This is a genomic window from uncultured Aliivibrio sp. (assembly GCF_946479765.1).
GTDB lineage: Bacteria > Pseudomonadota > Gammaproteobacteria > Enterobacterales > Vibrionaceae > Aliivibrio.
On sequence record NZ_CAMLHO010000002.1, the window covers coordinates 132,830 to 158,234 of the forward strand.

The 25,405-nt window shown below is 39.2% G+C and carries 31 protein-coding genes; 16 read left to right on the forward strand and 15 right to left on the reverse strand.

Annotated elements, in window-relative coordinates:
- Positions 1 to 19 precede the first annotated feature (19 nt).
- Both ptsI and crr read left to right on the forward strand, forming a co-directional pair.
- A complete protein-coding gene (gene ptsI, locus Q1K78_RS01845) occupies positions 20 to 1,744 on the forward strand; it encodes a phosphoenolpyruvate-protein phosphotransferase PtsI (protein WP_300173817.1) in 1,725 nt (574 codons plus the stop codon).
- 76 nt (positions 1,745 to 1,820) lie between these two features.
- On the forward strand, positions 1,821 to 2,330 hold the full coding sequence (gene crr / locus Q1K78_RS01850; RefSeq protein WP_300173819.1) for a PTS glucose transporter subunit IIA: 510 nt from the start codon (positions 1,821 to 1,823) through the stop codon (positions 2,328 to 2,330).
- A gap of 153 nt (positions 2,331 to 2,483) precedes the next feature.
- On the opposite strand, the gene Q1K78_RS01855 is transcribed toward crr, so the two are convergent.
- The 3 genes from Q1K78_RS01855 to Q1K78_RS01865 all read right to left on the reverse strand — a co-directional run bounded on the left by Q1K78_RS01855 (position 2,484) and on the right by Q1K78_RS01865 (position 4,326).
- The gene (locus tag Q1K78_RS01855) at positions 2,484 to 3,389 is read right to left on the reverse strand and encodes a Dyp-type peroxidase (protein ID WP_300173821.1); all 906 of its coding nucleotides are present in this window, start codon (positions 3,387 to 3,389) and stop codon (positions 2,484 to 2,486) included.
- An 82-nt stretch (positions 3,390 to 3,471) separates the two neighbouring features.
- Positions 3,472 to 3,861: a hypothetical protein gene (locus Q1K78_RS01860; RefSeq protein WP_300173823.1), complete on the reverse strand. Its 390-nt coding sequence runs from the start codon at positions 3,859 to 3,861 to the stop codon at positions 3,472 to 3,474.
- 15 nt (positions 3,862 to 3,876) lie between these two features.
- Positions 3,877 to 4,326: a DUF2919 domain-containing protein gene (locus tag Q1K78_RS01865; RefSeq protein ID WP_300173825.1), complete on the reverse strand. Its 450-nt coding sequence runs from the start codon at positions 4,324 to 4,326 to the stop codon at positions 3,877 to 3,879.
- A gap of 223 nt (positions 4,327 to 4,549) precedes the next feature.
- Between Q1K78_RS01865 and Q1K78_RS01870 the strand changes: the two genes are divergently transcribed.
- A complete protein-coding gene (locus Q1K78_RS01870) occupies positions 4,550 to 4,909 on the forward strand; it encodes a DUF2956 domain-containing protein (RefSeq protein WP_300173827.1) in 360 nt (119 codons plus the stop codon).
- Between the two features lie 66 nt (positions 4,910 to 4,975).
- Here Q1K78_RS01870 and Q1K78_RS01875 read toward each other — a convergent pair whose 3' ends face one another.
- The 6 genes from Q1K78_RS01875 to napF form a co-directional block, all read right to left on the reverse strand.
- Positions 4,976 to 5,110 (reverse strand): TIGR02808 family protein, encoded by a 135-nt coding sequence (locus Q1K78_RS01875; RefSeq protein ID WP_300173829.1) that lies wholly within the window; start codon positions 5,108 to 5,110, stop codon positions 4,976 to 4,978.
- A 9-nt stretch (positions 5,111 to 5,119) separates the two neighbouring features.
- Entirely contained in the window at positions 5,120 to 5,695 is a 576-nt protein-coding gene (locus Q1K78_RS01880) for a NapC/NirT family cytochrome c (protein ID WP_300173831.1), read from the reverse strand.
- Between the two features lie 32 nt (positions 5,696 to 5,727).
- On the reverse strand, positions 5,728 to 6,201 hold the full coding sequence (locus Q1K78_RS01885; protein WP_300173833.1) for a nitrate reductase cytochrome c-type subunit: 474 nt from the start codon (positions 6,199 to 6,201) through the stop codon (positions 5,728 to 5,730).
- Positions 6,202 to 6,270: 69 nt separating this feature from the next.
- Positions 6,271 to 8,760 (reverse strand): periplasmic nitrate reductase subunit alpha, encoded by a 2,490-nt coding sequence (gene napA / locus Q1K78_RS01890; protein ID WP_300173835.1) that lies wholly within the window; start codon positions 8,758 to 8,760, stop codon positions 6,271 to 6,273.
- Positions 8,757 to 9,029, reverse strand: coding sequence for a chaperone NapD (locus tag Q1K78_RS01895; protein ID WP_300174017.1), 273 nt, complete (start codon positions 9,027 to 9,029; stop codon positions 8,757 to 8,759). The genes napA and Q1K78_RS01895 overlap by 4 nt, the downstream gene beginning before the upstream one ends.
- Positions 9,030 to 9,040: 11 nt before the next feature.
- Positions 9,041 to 9,559, reverse strand: coding sequence for a ferredoxin-type protein NapF (napF, locus tag Q1K78_RS01900; RefSeq protein ID WP_300173837.1), 519 nt, complete (start codon positions 9,557 to 9,559; stop codon positions 9,041 to 9,043).
- A 188-nt stretch (positions 9,560 to 9,747) separates the two neighbouring features.
- Between napF and narQ the strand changes: the two genes are divergently transcribed.
- Genes narQ through Q1K78_RS01915 form a run of 3 tightly spaced genes read left to right on the forward strand, consistent with a single transcriptional unit; the run spans position 9,748 to position 12,400 of the window.
- A complete protein-coding gene (gene narQ, locus Q1K78_RS01905) occupies positions 9,748 to 11,439 on the forward strand; it encodes a nitrate/nitrite two-component system sensor histidine kinase NarQ (protein WP_300173839.1) in 1,692 nt (563 codons plus the stop codon).
- Between the two features lie 18 nt (positions 11,440 to 11,457).
- Positions 11,458 to 12,069 carry a response regulator gene (locus Q1K78_RS01910; RefSeq protein WP_300173841.1) on the forward strand — a complete coding sequence of 204 codons (612 nt, stop codon included), beginning with the start codon at positions 11,458 to 11,460 and terminating at the stop codon, positions 12,067 to 12,069.
- A gap of 1 nt (position 12,070) precedes the next feature.
- Positions 12,071 to 12,400: a DUF4156 domain-containing protein gene (locus Q1K78_RS01915; RefSeq protein WP_300173843.1), complete on the forward strand. Its 330-nt coding sequence runs from the start codon at positions 12,071 to 12,073 to the stop codon at positions 12,398 to 12,400.
- Positions 12,401 to 12,500: 100 nt separating this feature from the next.
- Here the strand turns inward: Q1K78_RS01915 and Q1K78_RS01920 are convergent, their stop codons facing one another.
- Positions 12,501 to 12,782: a helix-turn-helix domain-containing protein gene (locus Q1K78_RS01920; protein ID WP_060991618.1), complete on the reverse strand. Its 282-nt coding sequence runs from the start codon at positions 12,780 to 12,782 to the stop codon at positions 12,501 to 12,503.
- Positions 12,783 to 13,105: 323 nt separating this feature from the next.
- Between Q1K78_RS01920 and Q1K78_RS01925 the strand changes: the two genes are divergently transcribed.
- The 4 genes from Q1K78_RS01925 to Q1K78_RS01940 are packed head-to-tail and all read left to right on the forward strand — an operon-like array spanning position 13,106 to position 15,593.
- A complete protein-coding gene (locus Q1K78_RS01925) occupies positions 13,106 to 13,453 on the forward strand; it encodes an ArsC family reductase (protein WP_300173848.1) in 348 nt (115 codons plus the stop codon).
- A 51-nt stretch (positions 13,454 to 13,504) separates the two neighbouring features.
- Complete coding sequence (gene dapE / locus Q1K78_RS01930) at positions 13,505 to 14,638, forward strand: succinyl-diaminopimelate desuccinylase (protein ID WP_300173850.1); 1,134 nt, start codon at positions 13,505 to 13,507, stop codon at positions 14,636 to 14,638.
- A gap of 56 nt (positions 14,639 to 14,694) precedes the next feature.
- Positions 14,695 to 15,363, forward strand: coding sequence for a M15 family metallopeptidase (locus Q1K78_RS01935; protein WP_300173852.1), 669 nt, complete (start codon positions 14,695 to 14,697; stop codon positions 15,361 to 15,363).
- Between the two features lie 2 nt (positions 15,364 to 15,365).
- The gene (locus Q1K78_RS01940; RefSeq protein ID WP_366899338.1) at positions 15,366 to 15,593 is read left to right on the forward strand and encodes a DUF2897 family protein; all 228 of its coding nucleotides are present in this window, start codon (positions 15,366 to 15,368) and stop codon (positions 15,591 to 15,593) included.
- Between the two features lie 57 nt (positions 15,594 to 15,650).
- On the opposite strand, the gene bamC is transcribed toward Q1K78_RS01940, so the two are convergent.
- Both bamC and dapA read right to left on the reverse strand, forming a co-directional pair.
- Positions 15,651 to 16,703 (reverse strand): outer membrane protein assembly factor BamC, encoded by a 1,053-nt coding sequence (bamC, locus tag Q1K78_RS01945; RefSeq protein ID WP_300173854.1) that lies wholly within the window; start codon positions 16,701 to 16,703, stop codon positions 15,651 to 15,653.
- An 11-nt stretch (positions 16,704 to 16,714) separates the two neighbouring features.
- Entirely contained in the window at positions 16,715 to 17,596 is an 882-nt protein-coding gene (gene dapA, locus Q1K78_RS01950) for a 4-hydroxy-tetrahydrodipicolinate synthase (protein ID WP_300173856.1), read from the reverse strand.
- Positions 17,597 to 17,872: 276 nt separating this feature from the next.
- On the opposite strand from dapA, the gene Q1K78_RS01955 reads away from it, so the two are divergent.
- Together Q1K78_RS01955 and bcp are read left to right on the forward strand one after the other, a co-directional pair.
- Entirely contained in the window at positions 17,873 to 18,403 is a 531-nt protein-coding gene (locus tag Q1K78_RS01955; RefSeq protein ID WP_300173858.1) for a glycine cleavage system protein R, read from the forward strand.
- Positions 18,404 to 18,430: 27 nt separating this feature from the next.
- Positions 18,431 to 18,898: a thioredoxin-dependent thiol peroxidase gene (bcp, locus tag Q1K78_RS01960; RefSeq protein WP_300174021.1), complete on the forward strand. Its 468-nt coding sequence runs from the start codon at positions 18,431 to 18,433 to the stop codon at positions 18,896 to 18,898.
- Between the two features lie 90 nt (positions 18,899 to 18,988).
- Here bcp and Q1K78_RS01965 read toward each other — a convergent pair whose 3' ends face one another.
- Complete coding sequence (locus Q1K78_RS01965) at positions 18,989 to 20,059, reverse strand: AI-2E family transporter (protein ID WP_300173860.1); 1,071 nt, start codon at positions 20,057 to 20,059, stop codon at positions 18,989 to 18,991.
- Positions 20,060 to 20,067: 8 nt separating this feature from the next.
- Positions 20,068 to 20,289 carry a sulfurtransferase TusA family protein gene (locus tag Q1K78_RS01970; protein WP_300173862.1) on the reverse strand — a complete coding sequence of 74 codons (222 nt, stop codon included), beginning with the start codon at positions 20,287 to 20,289 and terminating at the stop codon, positions 20,068 to 20,070.
- 162 nt (positions 20,290 to 20,451) lie between these two features.
- On the opposite strand from Q1K78_RS01970, the gene Q1K78_RS01975 reads away from it, so the two are divergent.
- Genes Q1K78_RS01975 through Q1K78_RS01985 form a run of 3 tightly spaced genes read left to right on the forward strand, consistent with a single transcriptional unit; the run spans position 20,452 to position 22,725 of the window.
- Positions 20,452 to 21,906, forward strand: a complete 1,455-nt coding sequence (locus Q1K78_RS01975; RefSeq protein ID WP_300173864.1) for a M48 family metallopeptidase — start codon at positions 20,452 to 20,454, stop codon at positions 21,904 to 21,906.
- 17 nt (positions 21,907 to 21,923) lie between these two features.
- Positions 21,924 to 22,274, forward strand: coding sequence for an arsenate reductase (glutaredoxin) (gene arsC / locus Q1K78_RS01980; RefSeq protein WP_300173866.1), 351 nt, complete (start codon positions 21,924 to 21,926; stop codon positions 22,272 to 22,274).
- A gap of 16 nt (positions 22,275 to 22,290) precedes the next feature.
- On the forward strand, positions 22,291 to 22,725 hold the full coding sequence (locus Q1K78_RS01985) for a DUF2069 domain-containing protein (RefSeq protein ID WP_300173868.1): 435 nt from the start codon (positions 22,291 to 22,293) through the stop codon (positions 22,723 to 22,725).
- 80 nt (positions 22,726 to 22,805) lie between these two features.
- On the opposite strand, the gene Q1K78_RS01990 is transcribed toward Q1K78_RS01985, so the two are convergent.
- A complete protein-coding gene (locus Q1K78_RS01990) occupies positions 22,806 to 23,939 on the reverse strand; it encodes a DUF2066 domain-containing protein (protein ID WP_300173871.1) in 1,134 nt (377 codons plus the stop codon).
- A 206-nt stretch (positions 23,940 to 24,145) separates the two neighbouring features.
- Here Q1K78_RS01990 and Q1K78_RS01995 point away from each other — a divergent pair, with 206 nt between their 5' ends.
- Positions 24,146 to 25,396 carry a uracil-xanthine permease family protein gene (locus Q1K78_RS01995; RefSeq protein ID WP_300173873.1) on the forward strand — a complete coding sequence of 417 codons (1,251 nt, stop codon included), beginning with the start codon at positions 24,146 to 24,148 and terminating at the stop codon, positions 25,394 to 25,396.
- The last annotated feature ends 9 nt before the right edge of the window (positions 25,397 to 25,405 follow it).

The following is a 25,405-nucleotide window of genomic DNA, read 5'->3' on the forward strand; positions in this document are numbered from 1 at the left end:
TCAATGTTAAGGTAAAGCTATGATTTCTGGCATTCTAGCATCTCCAGGTATTGCTTTTGGTAAAGCACTACTTCTTCAAGAAGATGAAATTGTCCTAAACAAAACTCCAATCTCTGAATCTCAAGTAGAAGCAGAAGTTAAATGTTTCTTTGACGCTAGAGCTAAGTCTTCTGAGCAATTAGAAGCGGTTAAAGCGAAAGCGCTAGCAACATTTGGCGAAGAAAAAGAAGCAATTTTTGAGGGGCACATTATGCTTCTTGAAGATGAAGAGCTAGAAGAAGAAATCTTAGCCCTTATAAGAGACGACAAGCTTTCTGCTGATTTTGCAATTTATTCTGTAATTGAAGAGCAAGCATGTGCACTTGAATCTTTAGATGATGACTATCTAAAAGAGCGCGCTACAGATATCCGTGATATAGGTAGCCGCTTTGTTAAAAATGCACTGGGCATTACGATTGTTTCTTTAAGCAATATTAATGAAGAAGTTATCCTAGTTGCTAAAGATTTAACACCGTCTGAAACGGCACAAATAAACCTAGATTACGTTCTTGGTTTTGCTTGTGACATCGGCGGTCGCACTTCTCACACTTCTATCATGGCGCGTTCTCTTGAACTTCCTGCTATCGTTGGTACTAACGATATCACTAAGCAAGTGAAAAATGGCGACATGCTAATTCTTGATGCGGTTAACAATAGAATTGTTATCAATCCATCAGAAGCAGAACTGGCTGAATCGAAGAAAACTCGTGACGACTTAATTGCAGAAAAAGAAGAACTAGCAAAACTAAAAGACCTACCAGCTATCACTTTAGATGGCCACCAAGTTGAAGTTTGCGGTAACATCGGTACAGTTAAAGACTGTGACGGTATCATCCGTAACGGCGGCGAAGGTGTTGGTCTGTATCGTACAGAATTCCTATTTATGGATCGCGATGCTCTTCCTACTGAAGAAGAGCAATATGTTGCTTATAAAGAAGTAGCAGAAGCGATGCATGGTGAATCAGTGATTATCCGTACTATGGATATCGGTGGTGATAAAGATCTACCATACATGGATCTTCCTGAAGAAATGAACCCATTCTTAGGATGGCGTGCAATCCGTATCAGTTTAGACCGTCGTGAAATTCTACGTGATCAATTACGTGGTATTTTACGTGCATCTGCACACGGTAAACTGCGTATCATGTTCCCAATGATCATTTCTGTTGAAGAAATCCGTGAGCTGAAAAAAGCTATCGAAGAATACAAAGTAGAACTTCGAGCTGAAGGCCTAGCGTTTGACGAGAGCATCGAGATTGGTGTTATGGTTGAAACGCCAGCAGCCGCTGCAATTGCACATCATTTAGCAAAAGAAGTTAGCTTCTTCTCTATCGGTACTAACGATTTAACACAATATACTCTTGCTGTTGACCGTGGTAACGAAATGATTTCTCACCTATACAACCCACTATCTCCAGCGGTTCTGCTTGTAATTAAGCAAGTAATCGACGCTTCTCACAAAGAAGGTAAATGGACAGGTATGTGTGGCGAGTTAGCGGGTGATGAGCGTGCAAGTTTACTTCTTTTAGGTATGGGCTTAGACGAATTCAGCATGAGTGGTATTTCTATCCCTCTTGTTAAGAAAATCGTTCGTAACTCAAACTTTGCAGCAGTAAAAGCAATGGCAGATGAAGCACTTCAAATGCCAACAGCAGCAGAAATTGAAGCTCACGTTGAAAAATTTATCGCAGAAAATACTAAGTAATAGTATAGTTGCAAAGAATTAAATATAGCCACTAAGTTTTAGTGGCTATTTAATATAAACTTTAGGGAGCTACACAATGGGTCTGTTTGACAAAATTAAAAGCGCATTTTCGTCTGAAAGCGCTGACGCTGCAGCAATTGACATCATCGCACCTCTTTCTGGTGAAATTGTAAACATTGAAGATGTGCCAGATGTAGTGTTCGCTGAAAAAATCGTTGGTGACGGTATTGCTATCAAACCTGCTGGCAACAAAATGGTTGCTCCAGTAAACGGTACTATCGGTAAAATCTTCGAAACTAACCACGCTTTCTCTATCGAATCTAACGATGGCATCGAGCTTTTTGTTCACTTCGGTATCGATACTGTTGAACTTAAAGGTAAAGGCTTTACTCGTATCGCTGAAGAAGGCCAAGAAGTTAAAGCTGGCGACACCGTAATCGAATTCGATCTTGCGTACCTTGAAGAGCACGCTAAATCAACACTAACTCCAGTTGTTATCTCTAACATGGACGAAATCAAAGAGCTTACTAAGCTTTCTGGTGCTGTTACTGTTGGTGAATCTCCAGTACTTAGAGTAACTAAATAGTCTATCTTAATCGATTGATTTAGTTAATATAAGACAATAAAAAGGCCGCGGTTACTTTCTCTTTCAATAAGAGATAGAAACAGCGGCCTTTTTGTATCACTCTTATAAAAGGAAAACTTAAACCAGCCTCCCTCCTAATAGAATCAATAGTCGTTATTTTATCTTTAGCTCTGCTAGCATTTCTTGTGATGGTGCAAAAAAGTACCCACCAGTAACTGCATCAGTAAAGCGTAATAATTGGTCCGTTTTACCATCAATTTCACCATACATGCTATCCAACATCACTTGGAAATTATGCACAGAGTGGCAGTAAGCGATAAACAGTAAACCATGATCGCCAGATACCGAACCATATGGCAGGCTATGACGTAGAATCTTAACGCCTTTGCCATCTTCTTTAATATCAACGCGACCAACGTGAGAAGCTGCTGGAACATCTTCTAGCTCTATAGAATCAGACTTAGTGCGACCAATCACTTTTTCTTGGGCTGATACTGATAAACGATTCCATGCTGGTAATTTGTGTACAAAACGTTGGCACATCATGTAGCTACCTCCCGCAAACTCACCCTCTTTAATTAACGCCACTTCAGCGCGCGCTTCATTTTTTGGATTTTCTGTCCCATCAACAAAATCAGTCATATCACGAGAATCAAGGAAACGATATCCAGACGTTTCTTCTAGAATTTCTACATGCTCGGAAATCACATTCATCAATTTACGTAAAATATAGAAATGTAAATCATGGCGATTAGAATGAAGATGGATCAATACATCACCATGAGTTGCTGGTGCGGTAATATCACCTTTACCCAACGGCTTAAATTTAGCCAATTCAGAAGGCATAGAGGCAGATAACGTTGCCCAAAAATCAGCACCAAAAGAAATGGCGCTACTTAAATTCGCGTCTGGCTGATTTTCATTTAATTCAGAGATGAATACTGGAAGTGCTTGCAGTTGCTCTAACACAAGCTGAGCGTTAGTTTTGATATTTAACGTTACGTATAATGCAAATCGATCTGGTTCTGGCAGTAATGCAGTTTGAGGAGTATGTGACATGAACTCAGTTCCTTTCTATTTTGGATTAACTGAGCTCATTATATGTAATAAACCATGGAATTGTTTGATAAAAAATAAGAGTTTATGAAGAAATTACTTCAACCGAAAGTTTTACTGTTTCATTTGCTGAAGAATCAGACACCATGTAAGACTCTAAATTATTTAATTTGGTAATAATTGTTGGAGCACATAATATTCTGATTTTCCCCCCACCTTCTTCAGTGACACGAAAAGCAATTTCGACATTTTCAGCATCGATATTTTTAAGCTCGGCCCACGCTTGCACTTGAGATTGATTATCGATTGAATTAAAAACTAAAGTATCTTCACCCAGCACTAATGACGCTGATGAGTTAGTGATGCGTTGTAAATTCGGGCGATTAATCTCTAACCCCAAATCCAATTGCCAATCCGCCATTGCTAGCGGGCTTAATAACGCACTAAATAATAATGCACTTGTTGATAGATCCATTGTCTGCCCCCTCTATTAAGTCAGACTAAAGCATATTTTTACTCTCTTACTACGTAATAAAAATATTAAAAACCAGCTAAGAAGAAGAATTATGATTGCACTTCCAGGCTGAAACTCTCCACGATTAACAAAAACCGATTCAATTAACATTGTGAGGTCCATCAGAACCATCACTATCGTTAGCCACCTACCTTGCTTCCAAATTGTCAGCATAAAAGGGTGTGTGGGCTTTTTAAAGCTGCTTAACCACATATAAAACACAATGGGCAAGCTTAAATATAAACTCGTGTACAAATGAGCATGACTTGGATAAAACAAAGCGAGTAAATCGGAGCCTTGTTCGCGGCTGGCTCCTGCCATAACAAAAACCACCACAGAGCGAATTAATATTGCCCACCCAAACCATAACCATACCGGCGGTTTTAACCAACCATGTTTATCGTATGCATCAAATGAATACTGCATTATCTACCTTTCAATTAACTAATACCGCTTAAATTAACTAATAACATACTCAGTAGACTTGTTCAGAATACTGAAATGATTAAGAATAACGATTGAATAAAATAAAAACTTTGAGCTAGATACACTTCAAAGATCAAAATCTATATTTCCGTCACACTTTGTATTGTTTATATTTCAATGATATATAAAGATAAAATTAAATATGAAAAATTGAGAGTAAAGTATGAAAAATAACAACAAATCAAAAGGCTCGGTATCTATAGAGTCTCAAACAGAAGCGCTGAAGATAGCTAAAGCTACACAAAAACCAACACAAACAAAAGAACAAACTAAACTGATCGCTCAAGGTATTGAAAAAGGCATTACGCTTTATAAGAAACAGCAAAAAGAAAAAGCAAGAGAAGCGGATAAATTAAAGAAAAAAACACTACGTCAGAAACAAAATAACGAGACGACCTCAGATATAGAAACAAAACAAGCTCAACAAGATCAGATAAATTCAGAATCGAACAAAACATTACCCTGGATACTGCTTGCTCTAAGCTGGGCAGGCTTTATTTATTATTCTGTATTAGGGTTTTAAATACAAAAAAGAGATGGAGCCGTTAAGCTTCATCTCTTTCATTTTATTATTACTTCTGTCTCTACATTACGATTCTTTATCTGCTTTAAGTGATAACACCCAAATAGATAAAACAGCAACAGCAGCAAATCCACCAAGGATAATACTAGGCATTGCAATGTAACCTAACGTATGCCAAATAACAGACTCTAATGTACTCATGCTATCTCCTTACCAACCTTCAACGCCAGACATGTCAGGCAGTTTATGTGCAATACCTTTATGGCAATCTACACAGGTTTTATCACCTGATGCGAGTGCCGTTGAGTGCTGTTTCGCACTACGAGGGCCTTGCTCTGAGAAATCCATGTAGTTAAATTCATGACAATTACGACACTCTTGAGAGTTATTCGCTTTCATTCGATGCCATTCTCGCTCAGCTAAATGACCTCGACGTTCTTTAAATTTCTCTTCAGTATCAATCGTTTTAGTTACGTAATGCGCAAACAATTCCTTTGATGCTTGAACTTTACGTACGATTTTATCTGTCCAATTATGAGGGACGTGACAATCAGAACAGATAGCACGAACCCCAGAACGGTTTGAGTAGTGAATCGTTTCTTGGATTTCTTTAACAATCGGAGCATGACAGCCAGAACAGAATTCTTCTGTATTGGTTGCTTCCATACCCGTGTTAAATGCGCCCCAGAAAAGCAACCCACCCATAAAACCCATAAATAGGACAATACCTACTGCTGCTTTACTTGGAGATGAAAAACGCTTCCAAAATGCTTTTAATAATTTCATGTATAGCCTCTCTTAACAGTATTGGCTATCAACTAGCGCAATGAGTCCACACGTTCAAATTCATTCTCAACTAATGGTTTCGCATCAGCTTGAGGGACGTGACATTGTAGACAGAAATAACGACGAGGTGATACATCTGAAAGTACAGCGTCTTCACGGTTCATATAGTGCGTAACACTGATCTTCGTTGCGCCCATTTCTTTGGCATTTTTCCAGCTATGACATGATAGACATTTATTCGCATTTAATGATACTTCATAGTTACGAATAGTATGTGGCACCAAAGGTGGTTGATATACATAATCACTTTCTAGTGCATGATCACGAGGGAAACGCTTAAAGTCATCCGCTGGGCGAGTTGTCTCCAACTCTGATGCACCACGCAATGATTCTACGCCACCAATACCACCTGGATTAGTCACTTCCGCTTTTTGCTCTGCTTCTGCTTGGACTGCGCCAGCTAACAATAGTCCTACTGACATCAGCGCTATAATGAATTTTTTCATTCTACTTTCTCCGCCTTAAGGCAAACTCTTTGAAATAGACCACCGAGTCGATGGCCTATCAATTATTAATTAAGCAATTTTAGTGATTTTCACTGGGCACTTTTTGTAATCCGTTTGCTTAGAAAGCGGATCGGTTGCGTCCAAAATCAATTTGTTAATTAAGATGCGAGCATCAAAGAATGGGATAAATACCAATCCTTCTGGCGGACGGTTACGACCACGAGTTTCAACACGAACGCGAACTTCACCACGTTTGTTTGAAATTAATACTTCTTCACCACGGCGTAAATCACGTTTTTTCGCGTCCGCTGGATGGATATAACAAAGTGCATCTGGAACGGCTTTATACAGTTCAGGAACACGACGAGTCATTGTTCCTGTATGCCAATGCTCAAGAACACGACCAGTACATAACCACATATCAAACTCTTCGCCAGGAACTTCAGGAGGCGCTTCATATGGTGCAGAAATAATCAGAGCTTTACCATCAGGCTTGCCATAGAAGTCCCAATCAGACCCTTTTTTAGCGTATGGATCTGAGCCTTCTTTAAAGCGCCATAATGTTTCTTTACCATCAACAACAGGCCAACGTAAGCCACGTACTTGGTGGTAAGTATCATACGGTGCTAAATCATGACCATGACCACGACCAAACGTTGCATACTCTTCAAATAGGCCTTTTTGAACATAGAAGCCTTGATCTTTCGCATCATCATTTAGCTCTTGAGCTTCAGATAATGGGAAAGCATCTACGTTGCCATTTTTGTAAAGTACGTCATACATAGTTTTACCACGGAACTCCGGTGCTTTAGCTAATAGCTCTTCGCCCCACACTTCTTCTACTGTGAAGCGTTTTGAGAATTCCATGATTTGCCATAAATCAGATTTTGCTTCACCTGTTGCTTGTACTTGTTGATACCAAGCTTGAGTACGACGCTCTGCATTACCATAAGCTCCTTCTTTCTCTACCCACATTGCTGTTGGAAGAATCAAATCAGATGCTTGAGCAGTTACTGTTGGGTATGGGTCAGAACACACAATGAAGTTTTCTGGATTACGGTAACCCGGAAGACGCTCACCATTAATATTTGGACCTGCTTGCATGTTGTTGTTACACATAACCCAGTAAGCGTTGATCTTGCCATCTTTAAGCATGCGATCTTGTACAACAGCATGAGCACCTGGTTTTGCAGGAATCGTACCTTCAGGTAGTTTCCAGATGTTTTCAGCGATCTTACGGTGCTTAGGATTAGCAACCATCATATCGGCAGGTAAACGGTGTGAGAACGTACCGACTTCACGAGCCGTACCACACGCTGATGGCTGACCTGTCAATGAGAACGGGCTATTACCTGGCGTAGATATTTTACCTGTTAATAAGTGAAGGTTATAAACAAGGCTGTTCATCCAAACACCGCGAGTGTGTTGGTTCATGCCCATTGTCCATAACGACATTACTTTTGTTTTTGGATCGGCGTATTGCTTAGCCAGAGTGATCAAATCTTCTTCTGATACCCCTGACATTTCAGACGCTTTCTTCGCCGTATAAGGCGCAACAGACGCTTTATATTCTTCAAAGTTAATTGAAGACATCGCACCTGAGTTAGGATTTTCAGCTTCCATTTGTAACGGATCATCATCACGAAGGCCGTAACCAATGTCTGTTGTAGCTTGCTTGAAATTCGTGTGTTTATTTACGAAATCCCAGTTAACTGCATCGTTTTCGATAATGTAATTCGCAACAAAGTTAGCAATAGCAAGGTCAGATTGAGGTTCAAAAATGTACCCTTTGTCTGCTAATTCAAATGAACGGTGGTAGTAAGTCGATAATACGTTCACTTTAACGTGCGGATTACTTAAACGACGATCTGAAATACGAGTCCATAATACTGGGTGCATTTCAGCCATGTTTGACCCCCACAGAACAAAAGCGTCTGCGTGTTCAAAGTCATCGTAACAACCCATTGGTTCATCAATACCGAAAGTACGCATAAACGCACCTACCGCAGAAGCCATACAGTGACGAGCGTTTGGATCGATGTTATTTGAACGAAAACCAGCTTTCATCAGCTTAACCGCTGCATAGCCTTCCATTACCGTCCACTGACCTGAACCAAACATACCAACACCTGTTGGACCATGTTTTTTCAGAGCCGCTTTCCATTTCTCAGCCATTGTGTCAAAAGCAACATCCCAAGAAACAGGCGTAAACTCACCTTCTTTGTCGTATTTGCCATCCGTCATACGCAGCATTGGCGTTTGAAGACGATCTTTTCCGTACATGATTTTAGATAGGAAATAACCTTTAATACAGTTAAGACCTTTGTTTACTGGTGCTTCAGGATCACCTTGAGTCGCAACAACCCGACCTTTTTGAGTACCTACTAGTACAGAACAACCCGTTCCACAAAAACGACAAGGCGCTTTATCCCATTTAATTTTTGTTTCGTCAGAACTAACGATTAAATTAGTTGCTGAAGCAGGCAGTGTAATACCTGCAACAGCTGCAGCTGATGCTGCGGCGTTTGCTTTAACAAACGCACGTCTTGTCATTTTCATGATTCATCCTCACATTGCGAATCAAAGTGCTCGATTTGGTGGAATACTAACGCTACCGTTAGTATTCCTTCGAAGTCATTTATTTTATCGATTGAATCGGTGATATATCCTTGGTTTTCAGTTTCAAGTACAACGACTAGTTTGCCCTCCTCACTTTCTCCATAGATTTCCGCATTCGGTATTTCTAAAATTCTTTCTTTTGTTTGTTCTAAAAATTCAGGTTTTACATGCACTACTACACTTGAAATATGAACTTCATTCTCAGGCAAATTATCTAACATTATGTTTGCTCTTCCAGTGTCATGCTAATAGCAGAAGTAGGGCACGCAGCAACGCAGCCCCCACATCCATTACACACATCTAAATTAAGTTGAGGCTGAGCGACATTTCCTAGCACTAATTGAAAACGAATGGCTTGTGTTTCACACATATCGCTACAACTACGACATTCAATCGATTGTTTTGCTAAGCAGCTTTTATTTATAGATATTTTATGAGAAAAAGCTGACACTACGGTTAAATCAAATAAGTTTTCAGGGCAACTTTGAGCACATCCCTCACAGAACGTACACTCTCCCTTGGTAAAATCGACAATGGGAAACCCACCATCACCTTTAACAATTATGTTTTCTTCACAGGCAGTTATGCATTTTTCACACTGAGTGCATTGAGAAACAAAATTCGCTTCACCATGAACCCAAGGTAACCGCTGTTGTATTAAAGGATGTATATTTTCCTTATTAGAGAAGCGACGAAAAAGACCTCGTTTAGAATGGTCAATCGTATTTTTTTGACTCATCTACTCACAACTCCTTTCATCTGTTCATATTTATACACGATGGATTTTAAATTTTGTCATTTTTAATGATATACCTCATAATGGTTAAAGAAGGGGTATACTTGTCTTAGATCAACTTTTAAAACAAATAAAAACAACAAAATAGACCTAACTTGCCGTTAACTAATAATAGGCTACATTTAACAAACATGAAACATACAAAAACCTCAGTTCTAACAAAGACCATTGCTCAAGTGATGCTATGGATTGTTCTTGTTTCTATCATTACCACTAGCTTGGCCCTAATTACCTTATCATCAAGCCTAAAAGATGCCGAAGCCGTCAATATTGCAGGCTCATTACGCATGCAAAGCTATCGATTAGCTTACGATATTGAGAGCAATTCGCCTGAAATCATAAACCACTTAAATAAATTTTCAGACTCTATTGAATCCCCTTCTTTTCAAGCTTTAGAGCAATGGTTTGTTCCTAATGATATTGAATTATCTTATCAAGATATCCGTTTACAATGGCACTCGCTAAAGCCCGCATTACTCAGTGATAACAAACAGGTTTACCTGAATAAAGTGTCTCTTTTTGTAGATGAGATCGATCATTTCGTTTTCCAATTACAACAATTTTCCGAACGAAAACTGCAACTTTTATCCTTTATTGGTGCACTTGGGTTATCGTTAATCCTGCTTTTAAGCCTATTCATTATCTTTTTTACACAACGAAAAATCGTCAGTCCACTCCATCATCTGGTTGCCGCAAGTAAAGCAATGACGAATGGCAATTACTCCGTCCAAGTTAACTTAAAAAGTGACAATGAATTAGGGTTATTAAGTGATTCATTCAACCACATGGCTCAACAAATCAATCTTAATTACAGAGAATTAGAAAGCAGAGTTGAAGATAAAACCAAAAAGTTAAGTCAAGCCAACCGCTCATTAACCACGCTTTATCAATGCTCACAGCAACTTTCGGCTTCTCAATTAGATGAACAAGTATTTAAAAACATTTTAGATACTTTCGTTCATATTGAAGGTATAACCAGTGCTCGATTAATTGTTGAAGAAAAATCAGGAGGAGATTGGGAGATAACCAGTGGCGAAGCGAATGACTCACCATGGAGCTTGCAAGAACTGAGCATTGATGGAGAGCAACTTGGCTATTTAATGTGGCAATTCTCCCTCCCTTGTCCCGATCAAAAACTCATCATTAATATTTCAAATATTCTTGCTCGTGGTGTTTTCTATAATCAAGCTCAGAAACAAACCCATCAACTCATTCTTTTAGAAGAACGATCTGCTATTGCCCGAGAATTACATGACTCCTTAGCTCAATCCTTATCCTATTTAAAAATTCAAACCACACTATTAAAACGTCAACTTTCGAAGTGCGACTGTAAAAATACAAGTAATACCTTAATAGAATTAGATGAAGGACTTAAAAGTGCCTATACTCAATTAAGAGAGCTACTTAACACCTTTAGACTAACTATCAACAAAGCTCATTTTGGTGAAGCTTTACAAGAAATAACCACCACATTGGCTTCACAAACTGACATTAACTTGAGAGTAAATAATGAACTTCCTTCACTGCCAATAAATGCTCAACAGCATGTACATTTATTGCAATTAATACGAGAAGCAACATTAAATGCAATCAAACATTCAAAAGCTGATAATATTATCATTACCTGTTTTCAAGAAGGTGAGCAAGGCTGCATTAACATTGAAGATGATGGAGTAGGCTTCGACCCTACAAAAGAAAAAATTAATCATTATGGATTGAGAATAATGCAAGAGCGTGCGAACTTTGTTCGCGGGACTTTATCAATATCCTCAGAATTTGAACACGGTTGTACAGTGAACGTTACGTTTCCACTTAACCAATAGAAAGAGAAGGTAAAATTTATGTGGAATGTTGTTATCGTTGACGATCATCCCTTAATGCGTCGCGGAATTGGTCAACTGCTCTCTTTTGAAGATGAGTTTACTCTAATAGGCGAAGCAAGTAATGGCACCGATGCCGTTGCCCTAATCTCCCAAAATGAACCTGATTTAGTACTACTTGACCTTAATATGAAAGGGATGTCAGGGTTAGATACATTACACGCATTGCGAAATGAAGGCGTTACCTGTCCTATCGTCATCTTAACCGTTTCGGATAATAAGCAAGACATAAAAACATTGATTAAAGCTGGTGCGGATGGTTATTTATTAAAAGACAGTGAGCCTGATGAGTTAATTGCTTTACTTAAAGAAGCGATGAAAGGTGGTAAAACCTACTCAGAACAAGTAAAAGCCTGTTTAGAACAAGAAAATAATGGCGATGATAAATTAGCAACCCTTACCGCTCGTGAGCTGGAAATCCTGCAAAACGTAGCAAAAGGAATGCGAAATAAACAAGTCGCCGATAAACTATTTATTTCTGAAGCTACTGTAAAAGTTCACATGAAAAGTTTATTAAAAAAACTGAATGTAAAATCACGAGTTGCGGCAACATTAATTTACTTAGACTCATAATATGAAATTATTGATAACAGGACTCTTAAGTCTCTTTTTACTTAATGGTTGTGCACTTACAACACAGCCAGTGAACGATGAATCTGAAACCATTGCACTTCATTACAATGATAGTGTGGTTCAAGGTTGCACGGAAGTAGGTACAGTGACAGGAAGTGAAGGTCATTGGTATACATTTTTCTTTATATCAAATAAAGACTTAATGATAGCCGCTGTCAATGATATGAAAAACGAAGCTCAAACATTAGGCGCAAATATAGTCGTACTTCAAAACCCAATGACATTTAATACATCAGTAACTTTACTGGGTTCTGCTTATACTTGTCCGTAGGTATTTTTAGTTCTAACTAGCCCTCATTCATAGAAAATAAAAACGCCAACAATTATGTTGGCGTTTTTATTTAATCCTCAGCACAGTTAAAAGCATAGTGCTAATGATATAAAGTCGATGCAATTTCATCTTCTCGTGAGCATACCCATTCTGGATCATAAGGCCCCCAATCTGACAGACGATAATATCCATCATTATGGCGACGTCCATCTTGAATGAACATCAATTCAATACCAATGCCAGGTAAGGCTTTCAATACATCTTGAATCGTACGACGAGGCCAACCTGTTAATTCGACAAGCTTCGGTACATTTGGTCTTTCTAAATTATGCACCAACAACGCCAAATATAAGCGTCTGGCAAACACTGGATTCAACTCCATTGATACCTCCTGATTTAATAACAACAATTATTAATCATTCAATATTTATGATGTTGAGATTGATCAACTAATTACGAAAATAATCGCACAATTCCATCAAAAAACACATAAAAATGCATTTTTTGTAATTAATTTTCATAAGTATCAGTATGATTTATGGCTAATCACCCAATGTTAACAATACCTGGATCTTCCGATATCGATCTTAGGTGCGATGGATGCTTAGATTTAGAATACTAAATAGCCTACAGCTCTGGCGTATTTGTTCAATAATAGTTATAAATAGGCCTGAGCTAATAACATAATGAAGAATAAATAAAATCATGACTGTAATTTACGGAATTAAAAATTGCGATACTATTAAGAAGTGTAAGAAGTGGTTTGAAGCAAATGACATCGCTTTTACTTACCATGATTACCGTACAGACGGTATCGATAAAGAAATGGTAACCACTTTCGTTCAACAACTTGGTTGGGAAAATGTCGTCAATAAACGTGGAACCACTTATCGTCAGCTAAATGACGAACAAAAAGCGTCTTTGAATGAAGAGAGTGCGATTAAATTACTTCTAGAAATGCCTGCAATGATTAAACGTCCCGTTCTCATCTTAAATGACCAATACCATTTAGGTTTTAAGCCCGCTCAATATGATGCTCTTTTTAACGTTTAAATCACCATCCATAATTTGATATACCATTAAATAGAAGTAAAGGAATACAGAATGTCAGATACCCCAACCTTAGCGCTTGCCAAAGATCTACTAAGCCGCCAATCCATCACACCTGAAGATGCAGGCTGCCAAGATCTTATGATTAAACGCTTGGAAGCCCTTGGTTTTGTCATTGAAAGCATGGTCTTTGAAGATACAACCAACTTTTGGGCACGTCGTGGCACAAAAGCGCCGCTATTTACGTTTGCAGGACATACCGATGTTGTTCCTACGGGCTCATTAGCTCACTGGGATACCGACCCATTTAAACCAACCATTATTGATGGCATGTTATACGCTCGTGGTGCCGCTGATATGAAAGGCTCTCTAGCCTGTATGGTTGTTGCTGTTGAACGTTTTGTGGCAGAGCATCCTAATCACAACGGTTCGATCTCTTTTTTAATCACCTCTGATGAAGAGGGGCCATTTATTAATGGGACGACACGTGTGGTTGATACGCTAAAAGAGCGTAACGAAATCATTGATATGTGTATTGTGGGCGAACCATCAAGTACAGAATATGTTGGTGATGTTGTAAAAAATGGTCGTCGAGGATCACTTACTGGCAATTTAACCGTAAAAGGCATTCAAGGTCATGTCGCCTATCCACATATTGCTCGTAACCCTATCCATCAAGCAATGCCGGTACTAACAGAACTTGCTACGACAGAATGGGATAAAGGCAATGATTACTTCCCACCAACTAGCTTCCAAATTCCAAATATCAATGGGGGAACAGGTGCTTCTAATGTGATCCCGGGTGATCTTGAGGTTATGTTTAACTTCCGCTTTAGTACTGAATCAACCGTTGAAAGTCTACAGCAACGTGTTATTGATACATTAAATAAACACGATCTAGAATACGATTTAGATTGGATTATTAATGGCCTGCCATTCTTAACAGATACTGGTGATCTACTGACAGCCGTCGTTGATGCGGTTGACACAGTTAATCAACAAAAACCACAATTGCTAACCACTGGTGGTACTTCCGATGGACGCTTCATTGCACAAATGGGATCTCAAGTAATTGAGCTTGGGCCAGTTAATGCGACCATCCATAAAGTAAACGAATGCGTTAAAGTAGAAGACTTAGAAAAACTGACAGATATGTACCAAGAAGTCTTAAATAATCTACTCGCTTAATCATATTTAGGCGTTATGATGAGAGGGTAACTCCTCTTATCATTATTTGGTGTTTTATGAACAATCAAGAACTTACCGGCTTATCAAGCCAACATATTTCCTTTGTTACACCACATCGTCAACTTTATCATGATTGTATTTTATCTTTCCAATCTTTAGAAAAAGCGGCATTAGAGGCTGGTTTTACACTAACAATTGCCAGCAGTTTTCGTGATTTTGAACGCCAGTTGATGATTTGGAATAATAAATTCAATGGTGTTCGTCCCATTTCAGGGGAAGATGGACACACGCTTGATACCAGCAATATGAGTGAGATTGAAAAGATCCATGCGATTATGCGTTGGTCTGCCCTGCCCGGAGCAAGTCGCCATCATTGGGGAACCGATCTTGATGTTTACGCTTCTAACACCCTTCCGAGTGATACCTCCCTACAACTTGAACCTTGGGAATACAATACTGGCCACCAAGCAACCTTCAGTCAATGGTTAAAAGAAAATGCACCAAAACATGGATTCTTTTTCCCTTACGATGCAGACAGAAAAGGGGTTGCTGTTGAACCTTGGCATATTAGCCATAAAGAAAAAAGTGCTGAATTGATGGCAATGTTAACTCCTGATGTATTGTTAAGTATATGGAAAGACGTCGACTTAGCAGGAAAAGACACTATCATTAAACATATAGAGACACTATTTATACGCTACGTTAGCAATATTAATAAGGAATAACTATGGAATGGTTAATGAACCCTTGGGTTATCATCGTCATCGTTTTAAGTGTCGTGATTGGTAATCTAGCAGCACTTAAAGCAACTGCACATATGAAGTTTAAACCAAAGAAAAAATATGATTCACCGGTGGACGAAAATACACAATCCAACCCTGATGAGATAACTGAAAAATCAAATCAAGACAATATGAACTCAGAAAAAAATGACGAAAAAAAAGACGCTCACTAGAAAATGAACGTCTTAATATAATTATCTAACTAACCGTTATCAATATTTGATTAACTCTTACTCATCATCTACTTCTGCTTTAGGGGTATTGTTTGATTTTTCAATCATAGCCGCAAGAACAGGCACCACTGAATCCAATGTTTCTTCATTCACCGGCTTACCGCCTGCATCAGTCACATTGACAGAAGTTCGGTTACCTAAGTCACCTAATAGAAGGTTGTATGTACTGCCTTCAAAAGCTAAAGGCTTAGTACCAATATCTTCCCAGTACTCATCATCAGGTTCTTTATATTTAACCTTGATGGTGCCTTGTGAGCGGTTTCTGTCTTCAATTTCTAATCCCATCATTGGTAATAACTCACCAAGACGTTCCCAAAAAATATTATACGGCGCACGTGCAATAATAATTGGCAAGCCACTTCTGTCTTGTCCCATAGAGATAGGAATACGCTTCACTAACTCTTCCGCTCGAATACGCGCTTCTTCACGTAATTGAGCATCATAAGCAGATGTCACTAAATTGGTCATCAATATATTGTAACGTGCTTTATTCGCTTGAGTAACTTCACTTTGCTTACCATCGACTTGCCAATCAATAAGCGAAATTTGGAAGCCTGAACGATTATTTTGATTCAGTTTACGGATTTTATAACGCGCACCAAATTCATGATCTTCATCTTCTGAATTCCACTTCAACCAATCTGTTTCTATCTCAGAATCGGTTTGGGTAATCATACCGATGTCACGCTTCTCAATCAGAGTTAATACCGTTTGCCAAAGTTTATCGACATCTTCTTCTCTAACAAGCCATACCGTCACTTCTCCTTTTTGCTCTTCAATACGAGCTCCTGGGATCAATTCAAGCACTTGTTGCGGAGGTCGAACATCCACCTCTTTACCAATTCCACCAACGTACTTCCCTTGAGGAATATCATATTGAGGATAGAACTCAGGCTTTGCCTCAGCTGGCTGTTGCCACTCTTTTAAAGGTGGCGTTTCCAAGTATTTAAAGTCTTGTTTAGCTTGGCGACGCTCTGTTGGACTGTTTGAACATGCTGATAAAACAGCAATCATCAATGATCCAACAACAAAGCGAGTGTTCACTTTCATTTTCAATCCTACTACTTCAACACACCAGCTCGAATCAAGGCTTGCTCAACAACAGGTTGTGCTGACAGGCTTAATTCGGTTAATGGTAAACGAATATCGGGGTGAGTAATCATACCTAAACGGTGAATAGCCCATTTTACAGGCATTGGATTCGCTTCAACAAACAAATCATTATGCAACGGCATTAAACGTTGGTTAATGATTTCAGCTTCTTCAAATTTACCTTGAGCCGCTAGTGCAAACATCATCGCCATCTCTTTTGCCGCTACGTTTGCAGTGACAGAAATAACACCGTGTCCACCCAACTTAACAAAATCAAGTGCCGTTGCATCATCGCCACTCAGTTGGATAAAATTATCCCCACAAAGTTCACGAGTAATTGCAATTCGATCCAAATCAGCGGTCGCATCTTTTAATGCTACGATATTTTTAAACTCAGAAAGACGAGCTACCGTTTCTGGTAGTAAATCAACCGCGGTACGACCTGGTACATTATAAAGAATTTGAGGGATCTCTGTCGCTTCAGAAATCGCTTTATAGTGCAGATATAAACCTTCTTGCGTTGGCTTGTTGTAATACGGAGTAACGCTTAAGCAACCAGCAACACCTGAATCATGGAACAATTTACTGAAAGTAACCGCTTCATGAGTAGCATTTGCACCGGTACCTGCAATAACAGGGATACGACCATCTGCAAATTCAAGCGTTTTCATTACAAGCTTGACATGCTCTTCTACACTTAATGTCGCTGACTCACCGGTTGTACCAACAGCAACAATACCATCAGTACCGGCATCAATATGATAATCAACAAGGTTTTTTAAGCTGATGTAATCTACTTCACCATCAGTATCTAATGGTGTAACTAATGCGACAATGCTACCTGAGAACATATCCTTCTCCCTTTTTTCTTAGCCTGAATGTGTAAATTAATTCTGTTATTCATTAATATCAATGCAAAGAGTCTTCATCCTTGACCAAGAATTACGTTCTATGGTTTTCATCTTCTTATGCAATGAGCAGAATCATTCAATCAATATTCCTCAAGGATATTACATAAGAGCCTCTGTTGTAGAGTCTTTTTTTTGACGATTGCCCACTATTGCTTGCTTATCACACAATCACTTGCGTGTTAGTATTGGCTTATCTTTTTCAATAACGAGTTTTTTATGCCTCAACACCTTGTAATTACCGCTGTCGGTACAGACAGACCGGGTATCTCTAATAAAGTGACTCGTCTTGTCACCGAATCAAGCTGCAACATTGTAGATAGCCGCATTGCTTCATTTGGTAACGAATTCACATTAATCATGTTGCTATCTGGCTCAGCAAACGCGATTTCTCGTATTGAAAATACCTTACCTTTACTTGGGCAACAGCACGATTTAATTACGATGATGAAACGAACCTCTCCTCACCAAGAGAAAGACATCTTTTATACGATTGATGCGTTTGTCGAATCAGAAGACCGCCCAGGATTAACAGAAAAATTCACCGATTTTTTAGCGAATCGTGATATTGATTTAAAAACCCTCAGCGCTCAAACTCTGAACAAAGATGACAATCAAAATACCTTTCAGATCCAAATTACCGCTGAGATTTTTCAAGAATGTCACATCATTGAGATCCAAGAACAATTTGAAGCCTTATGTACAACATTAGGTGTCAGCGGCAAAATAAACTTTTATAAAACTAATTAAAAAATACAGCCAAAAGGAAATGCCATGATCACGCCATTAGCAGCAGGCTCACCTGCACCAGACGTATCACTTCTTGATCAAAATGGAGAGACGATTTCTCTGTCTGATTTAAAAGGTAAAAAAGTACTGTTTTATTTTTATCCAAAAGCCATGACTCCTGGTTGTACCGTTCAAGCACAAGGATTACGTGATAGTAAAGCGGAATTAGATGCTCATAACGTTGTTACGCTAGGTGTTAGTATTGATCCTGTAAAACGCTTAGGAAAATTCATTGAACGTGATGAACTGAACTTCACGCTATTATCAGATGAAGATCATGCCGCTGCTGATGCTTTTGGTGTCTGGGGCGAAAAAAAATTCATGGGAAAAATTTACGATGGCCTACACCGTATTAGCTTTCTGATTAATGAAGAAGGCGTGATTGAACACGTATTCAATAAATTCAAGACTAAGACTCACCATGAAGTGGTATTGGACTATTTAAACAATAAATAAGCTAAACGAGAAATAATCGTTTTAAAAAGCTCAAAACAAAAAAGGCGGTGCTCATCAAAAGCACCGCCTTTTTTTATTCATTAATCAACTTTATGATGCTTTGTTAAATACTTCATCTGTCGCAGGTAAAGCTTTCCAAACTGCTTTTACTAATGTTGCTAACGGAATAGCAAAGAACACGCCCCAAAATCCCCACAAGCCACCAAAGACTAATACCGAGACAATGATAGCAACCGGATGCAGATTCACGGCTTCAGAGAAAAGAACAGGCACTAATACATTACCGTCTAACGCTTGAATTATCGCATAAGCTAGCATTAACCAGTAAAAGTCAGGGGTTAATCCCCATTGAAACAGAGCAACAATCGCAATCGGTACCGTTACCGCAGCAGCACCAATGTATGGAATAAGCACAGAAAAACCGACCATCACCGCCAATAACAACGAATAACGCAAATCCATAATCGCGAAGGTAATGTAGCTAATTCCGCCTACGATTAAAATCTCCACCACTTTGCCACGAATGTAATTACTTATTTGTTCGTTCATTTCTACCCATACTTTGGTCGCTAAACGACGGTTCTGAGGCAGAATATTGCTCATTGTTTCGACCATTTCGTCTTTGTCTTTTAATAAGAAAAACACCAATAGTGGAACAAGAATTAAATAAACACCAAGCGCAGCAATACTAACCAGTGAAGCAAGTGAACCTTTAACGATGCTTTCGCCCATTCCTAGCACTTTATCTCGTAGAGTATCTAGCAAGGTATCAATCGATTGAGGTTGAATTAATTCAGGGTAGCGATCAGGTAAACTTGATAAGAAACTATGCAAACCATTAAACATCGATGGCATATCATTAATTAAATTACCAACCTGATTCCAGATCGTCGGAACAAGACCAAATACAGCCATTAACATGACACTAAGAAAAAGAAGAATAACCAACATCACAGACAGCGTTCTTGGTACACCAAATTTACTCAATTTTGCTACTGGCCATTCCAGTAAATACGCTAAAACAATGGCAACTAAAAGGGGGGCAATAAGATGGCCAAAGAAATAAATCGTAATAAAACCAACAACAAGAATTGCAACTAGGCTTACTGCGTGTGGGTCTGAAAAGCGGCGTTTATACCACTTTGTTACCATATCTAACATATTAAGTTCTACTTCCTAGTGACGGTTAGCTGTGCATATGAGTCAACATGCTCTACATGAATATCAAATGCGTGTTGTTCAAAGTACTTAATGATATCGACTAACGATATTTTGTCGACGATTTTGATCGCTAATTTTTCATTCTTCGCCAAAGGTTGGCTGGTTCTTTTCGCTAATAACAGCGACATTGGGCAGCGGTGTTGTGATAAATCTAAGGTTCGGGTTTCCATTCTACGACTCTATAGATATGATAGATTTCAATTGAGAGAGTATAAATCACATAATTCATACAAAAAAGAAACCAATTCTAAATTTGGCGCTCTATATGCATCAAGATTACGTTATTATCAAACCATAAAAGAATGTTATTAAAAAGGATTTGTAAATACGACATGTTCAAATTAAAAAAGCTGGCCAGTGGTTTACTGATCACCTCATTACTAACAAGTACATTCTCTGCCACTGCAAATAATGATTTGGATTTGCCTGACATTGGGACGACTGCTGCCTCAACCTTAACGATTGATCAAGAATTAATCTATGGGGATGCATATATGCGAATGTTACGTGCAAGTCAGCCAGTGATTAATGACCCGGTGTTGGCTGAATATGTTCAAGATCTTGGCCATCGATTAGTGGCGAATTCAAGTGATGTAAAAACGCCTTTCCATTTTTTCCTAATTAATAATAAAGAAATTAACGCCTTTGCCTTCTTTGGTGGTTATGTTGCTCTTCATTCTGGATTATTTTTATACGCTCAATCTGAAAGTGAATTAGCCTCTGTTGTTGCTCACGAAATCGCACACATCACCCAGCGCCATTTAGCACGTAGTATGGAAGATCAAGCAAGACGTTCTCCAGCTACCGTTGCCGCGCTTATCGGATCGTTATTATTAGCTATTGCCGTACCAGAAGCCGGGATTGCAGCAATTCATGCGACGACAGCAGGAGCAATGCAAAGCTCAATTAACTACACTCGTAGCAATGAAAAAGAAGCCGATAGATTTGGAATTGATACCTTAGCGAAATCTGGCTTTGATGTGTCTGCTATGCCACGATTCTTCTCTCGCTTAGCCGATCAATATCGCTACGCAAGTACGCCACCACCCATGCTCCTAACTCACCCATTACCAACGTCTCGTATTACCGATAGCCGAGAGAGAGCACAGCAATACCCAATGCGCAGAGTCAACACTTCTCTACGTTACCAGCTTGCTCGATCACGCATCGTCGCTCGATTTGCTGGGATTGATAGCAATGCCGCATTAGATTGGTTTTCTCGTAAATCAAAAACGCATAATAGTGACATTAAAAATGCTCTAAATTATGGTAAAGCGTTAGTTTATATCGATTCAAAACAGTACGATAAAGCACAACCGCTCATGGACACTTTATTAAAGAATGATCCCCTTAATACGTTTTACATTGATGCCGCCACCGATTTAGACCTTTACACTAAAAAGAATCAACAAGCGCTGACCCGATTAGAAAATGGATTGGTACAATTGCCCAACAACCCCGTGCTCACAATCAATTATGCTCATGCTTTGTCAGAATCAAATAAACCCGCCGAAGCCGTTCGTGTTTTGCAGCGTTATACTCATGATAACCCTGAAGATCCGACCGGTTGGCAATTATTAGCTAAGGCTTACCATGATAATGGCAGCTCTGATGGAGAGTTAGCAGCAAGAGCTGAAGTGTACGCATTAAAGGGAATGTGGAATAAAGCCCTCAGTAATTATACTCAAGCAAGTCAATTGGTTGAGTATGGCAGTTTAGATCAAGCAAGATACGACGCTAGAATTGATCAATTACGTCTCTCTCGTGAACGTTTTAGCGCGTTATAATTAAAAAAGGAAAAAGTATGTCTGTTGTAATTTACCACAACCCTCGTTGCTCAAAAAGTCGTGAAACCTTAGCGCTATTAGAAGAAAAAGGGATCACTCCTACGGTTGTAAAATACCTAGATGAAACCCCAAATATTGAAGCATTAAAAACTCTTTTTACTCAACTTGGCTATGATTCAGTACGTGATATGATGCGCACGAAAGAAGCCGAATATAAAACGCTAAATCTAGATGACAGCTCAGTAACAAATGAGCAGTTATTTGAAGCGATGGTGCAAACACCAAAACTGATTGAGCGCCCTATTGTTGTTCACAATAATCAAGCAAAAATGGGCCGACCACCAGAGCAAGTGCTAGATATCTTATAAAGTAAAAGGAAATAACATGGACCCCGTTGAAATGAGCGCAGAAACAAAGCGCTACCGTTTACTTGCTCTGTTTTGCAACTTAGCACTGCTCACTTTTATCACACTTTGGCACAGTACTCTTTCTCCACACCCACTGATCAATCCTTATGGCGTGACAGTGGCGTGGGTCTTACCAATGCTTTTTCCTTTAAAAGGCATTATTCAAGGTAAGCCTTACACTCATGCGTGGGCCAATTTTATTTTAATGTTCTACTTTTTACACGGATTGAGCATTCTTTGGTTGGATGAAGGTGAACGTTACCTTGCACTGGTTGAGGTCATTCTTACTTCTGGTGCTTTTATCGGTAATATTTATTACGCTCGTTTACGAGGCAAAGAGTTAGGATTAAAACTAAAACGTTTATCTGAAGTAGAAAAAATAGAAAAAGCAAAATTTACTGACGGTGAGTAACGCGTTAAATCAAAAAAGGTGACTAATTTATAGTCACCTTTTTATTTGATATTATAGGCTGCTTTTTGTTGGTTCTAGCGTTAACTTGCGCTTAGTTGATACTCATGAATCGCAGGCTCTGCGTCATCAATAACCGAAATCGCTTCTTGTATTGGCTCTGCCACTTCTGTCACTTCTTGAGTTGCCACACTGGTCTCAATGCTCTCATTCTCTATTACAGGCTCTACAATCACAGGGGTAATTCTTGAGTTCTTACTCAATAGCTCGTCATTAAACTGTTGGTAGTCACCTAATAAGCTTAATGTATACGTCACTTTATCACCCTGGATTGTATTCACCTGCACGCTAGCTACTGAGTTCATCTGCTTTAATTGCTTCTCTAACGAGAAAAAAGCACTTGTTGTATGAATGCCTTTAATCGAAACCGTTTCTGATTCTCCAGCCCCTGCATTTAGGTTTTTCGCGTATGTTTTAGCAAAGTAATCACTGACTTCATTGACCATATCGGCTAACTGAACTGAGCCAGAAACACGCCCTTCAATTGGTTTTTTTGATGTGGAAACTAAATACTGAGGAGTCGTATCAAATAACGTCCACGTAGAACTGTTACCACGAACTTTAACCACTAAGATTGCTTGTGGATTATAACGCTCACTCGCATCTGCTATTGGCTTTTTAAAATTGCCCCATAAATCTGGAATTTCAATCGAGGTTACATCATCAAAATCCCCAACAGGAAACATGACGGGTAAGCCACGTTCGTTCGCAGCACTTTTAATTCGAGTTATTAATGGGTTATTTGACTGCTCCCAAATAATACTACGTTGATAGTTGTATTCATTAACAACCCACACTAACACTGACTTACGAGGCGCTTCCCAAAGACTTTGCTCAGCTTGAGTTAACAGGCCTACTACCATTTTGGAATTGTAACCAAGCTTCATCGTTTGAGGCGCATTATCATGATTAACAAAGCTCATCTGCGTCACGTAACGGTCACTTTGTGCGAGTGCTTTTTTGATCACTTCATTTTGAGCAATCTCTTGTTGCCCTGACACCTTGATTAATACTTTTTCAAGGCCTTCTTTTTTTGCCAAACTTTCTGCTTTTTCAGACCCAGTTAATTGCACTTCGGTATGATAAAGATCGTTTTGCTGCTGCGCCAAAACAGGACCAGCAACCATATAAATTAATAAACACAAAATACGTAACATCAAACAACCTATAAATACTTTTATAATTTACCGCCGATAATAAGGGCTATCCTTCTATTCAGCAAGGATTCGAATTGACCCAGATCCAACTTTCAAGAGATTAGAGTAATACTTTGCTAAAAAGTTTTATTTTTTCACGAGATAAATCAAGATATTTATGAATTAAATAATGATAGAATCCCTCAAATTCATTACTGGAAATGGAAATGCTATACAATTTATTCCAGGGTTTTCAAATGCTGTTCGTTGCATTTGGCGCTCTTGTTCTTGTTCCACTACTCACTGGTTTAGATCCTAATGTCGCTCTTTTTGGTGCTGGTGTTGGTACCCTTCTCTTTCAATTAGTTACTCGTCGCTCTGTCCCTATCTTCCTCGCTTCTTCTTTTGCTTTTATTGCACCTATTATTTACGGAACCCAAACTTGGGGAATACCTGCCACCATGGGTGGATTAATGGTCGCGGGCTTAGTCTATGTTGCCTTAGGTGCGGTAATTAAAGTCAGAGGTGTCGCCTTTATTCATAAGATCTTACCTCCTGTGGTCGTTGGCCCAGTAATTATGGTGATTGGTTTAGGCTTAGCTCCAACCGCAGTTAATATGGCTCTTGGCAAAACAGGCGATGGCGCTTATCAGCTAATTGACGGGCAACTTGCTTTTTGGATTGCAGCGGCGTCACTATTTACGACCATTGGTGTGAGCGTTTTCTCTAAAGGTTTCTTTAGATTGCTTCCTATTCTGTCAGGCATTATTGTCGGCTACTCATTAAGCTTAATGTTCGGTATTGTCGATTTTACTCCCGTGCATCAAGCGGCTTGGTTTGCTCTGCCTAATTTTACATACCCAGAATTCAATATTAACGCCATTTTATTTATGATCCCTGTTGCCATCGCTCCAGCGGTTGAACATGTTGGCGATATGCTTGCAATCTCAAACGTAACCGGAAAAGATTACCTGAAAAAACCCGGTCTACATCGCACGATTACGGGCGACGGTATTGCGACAATGGCAGCCTCTTTAATTGGCGCGCCACCAAACACAACTTACAGTGAAGTAACTGGTGCGGTAATGCTCACCAAAGCATTTAACCCAGTAATCATGACATGGGCAGCAGTATGCGCCATCGTCCTCGCTCTAGTTGGGAAATTAGGCGCTATGCTACAAACCATCCCAGTACCAGTTATGGGTGGCATTATGATTTTATTGTTTGGCTCTATCGCTACAGTCGGTCTAAATACACTGATCAAAAACCAAGTTGATTTACATAAAGCACGTAACCTAACTATTGTTGGTGTGACTTTAGTGTTTGGTATTGGCGGTATGGCGGTAGGTATTGGTGACTTTAACTTACAAGGCGTAAGTCTTTGTGGGATCGTTGCTATTGCGCTTAATTTGATTCTTCCTGATGACTTAGGTGAAAGCCACGTTGTCGACAATGCTCAAATTGAAGATGATAAATAATTCTAGGTA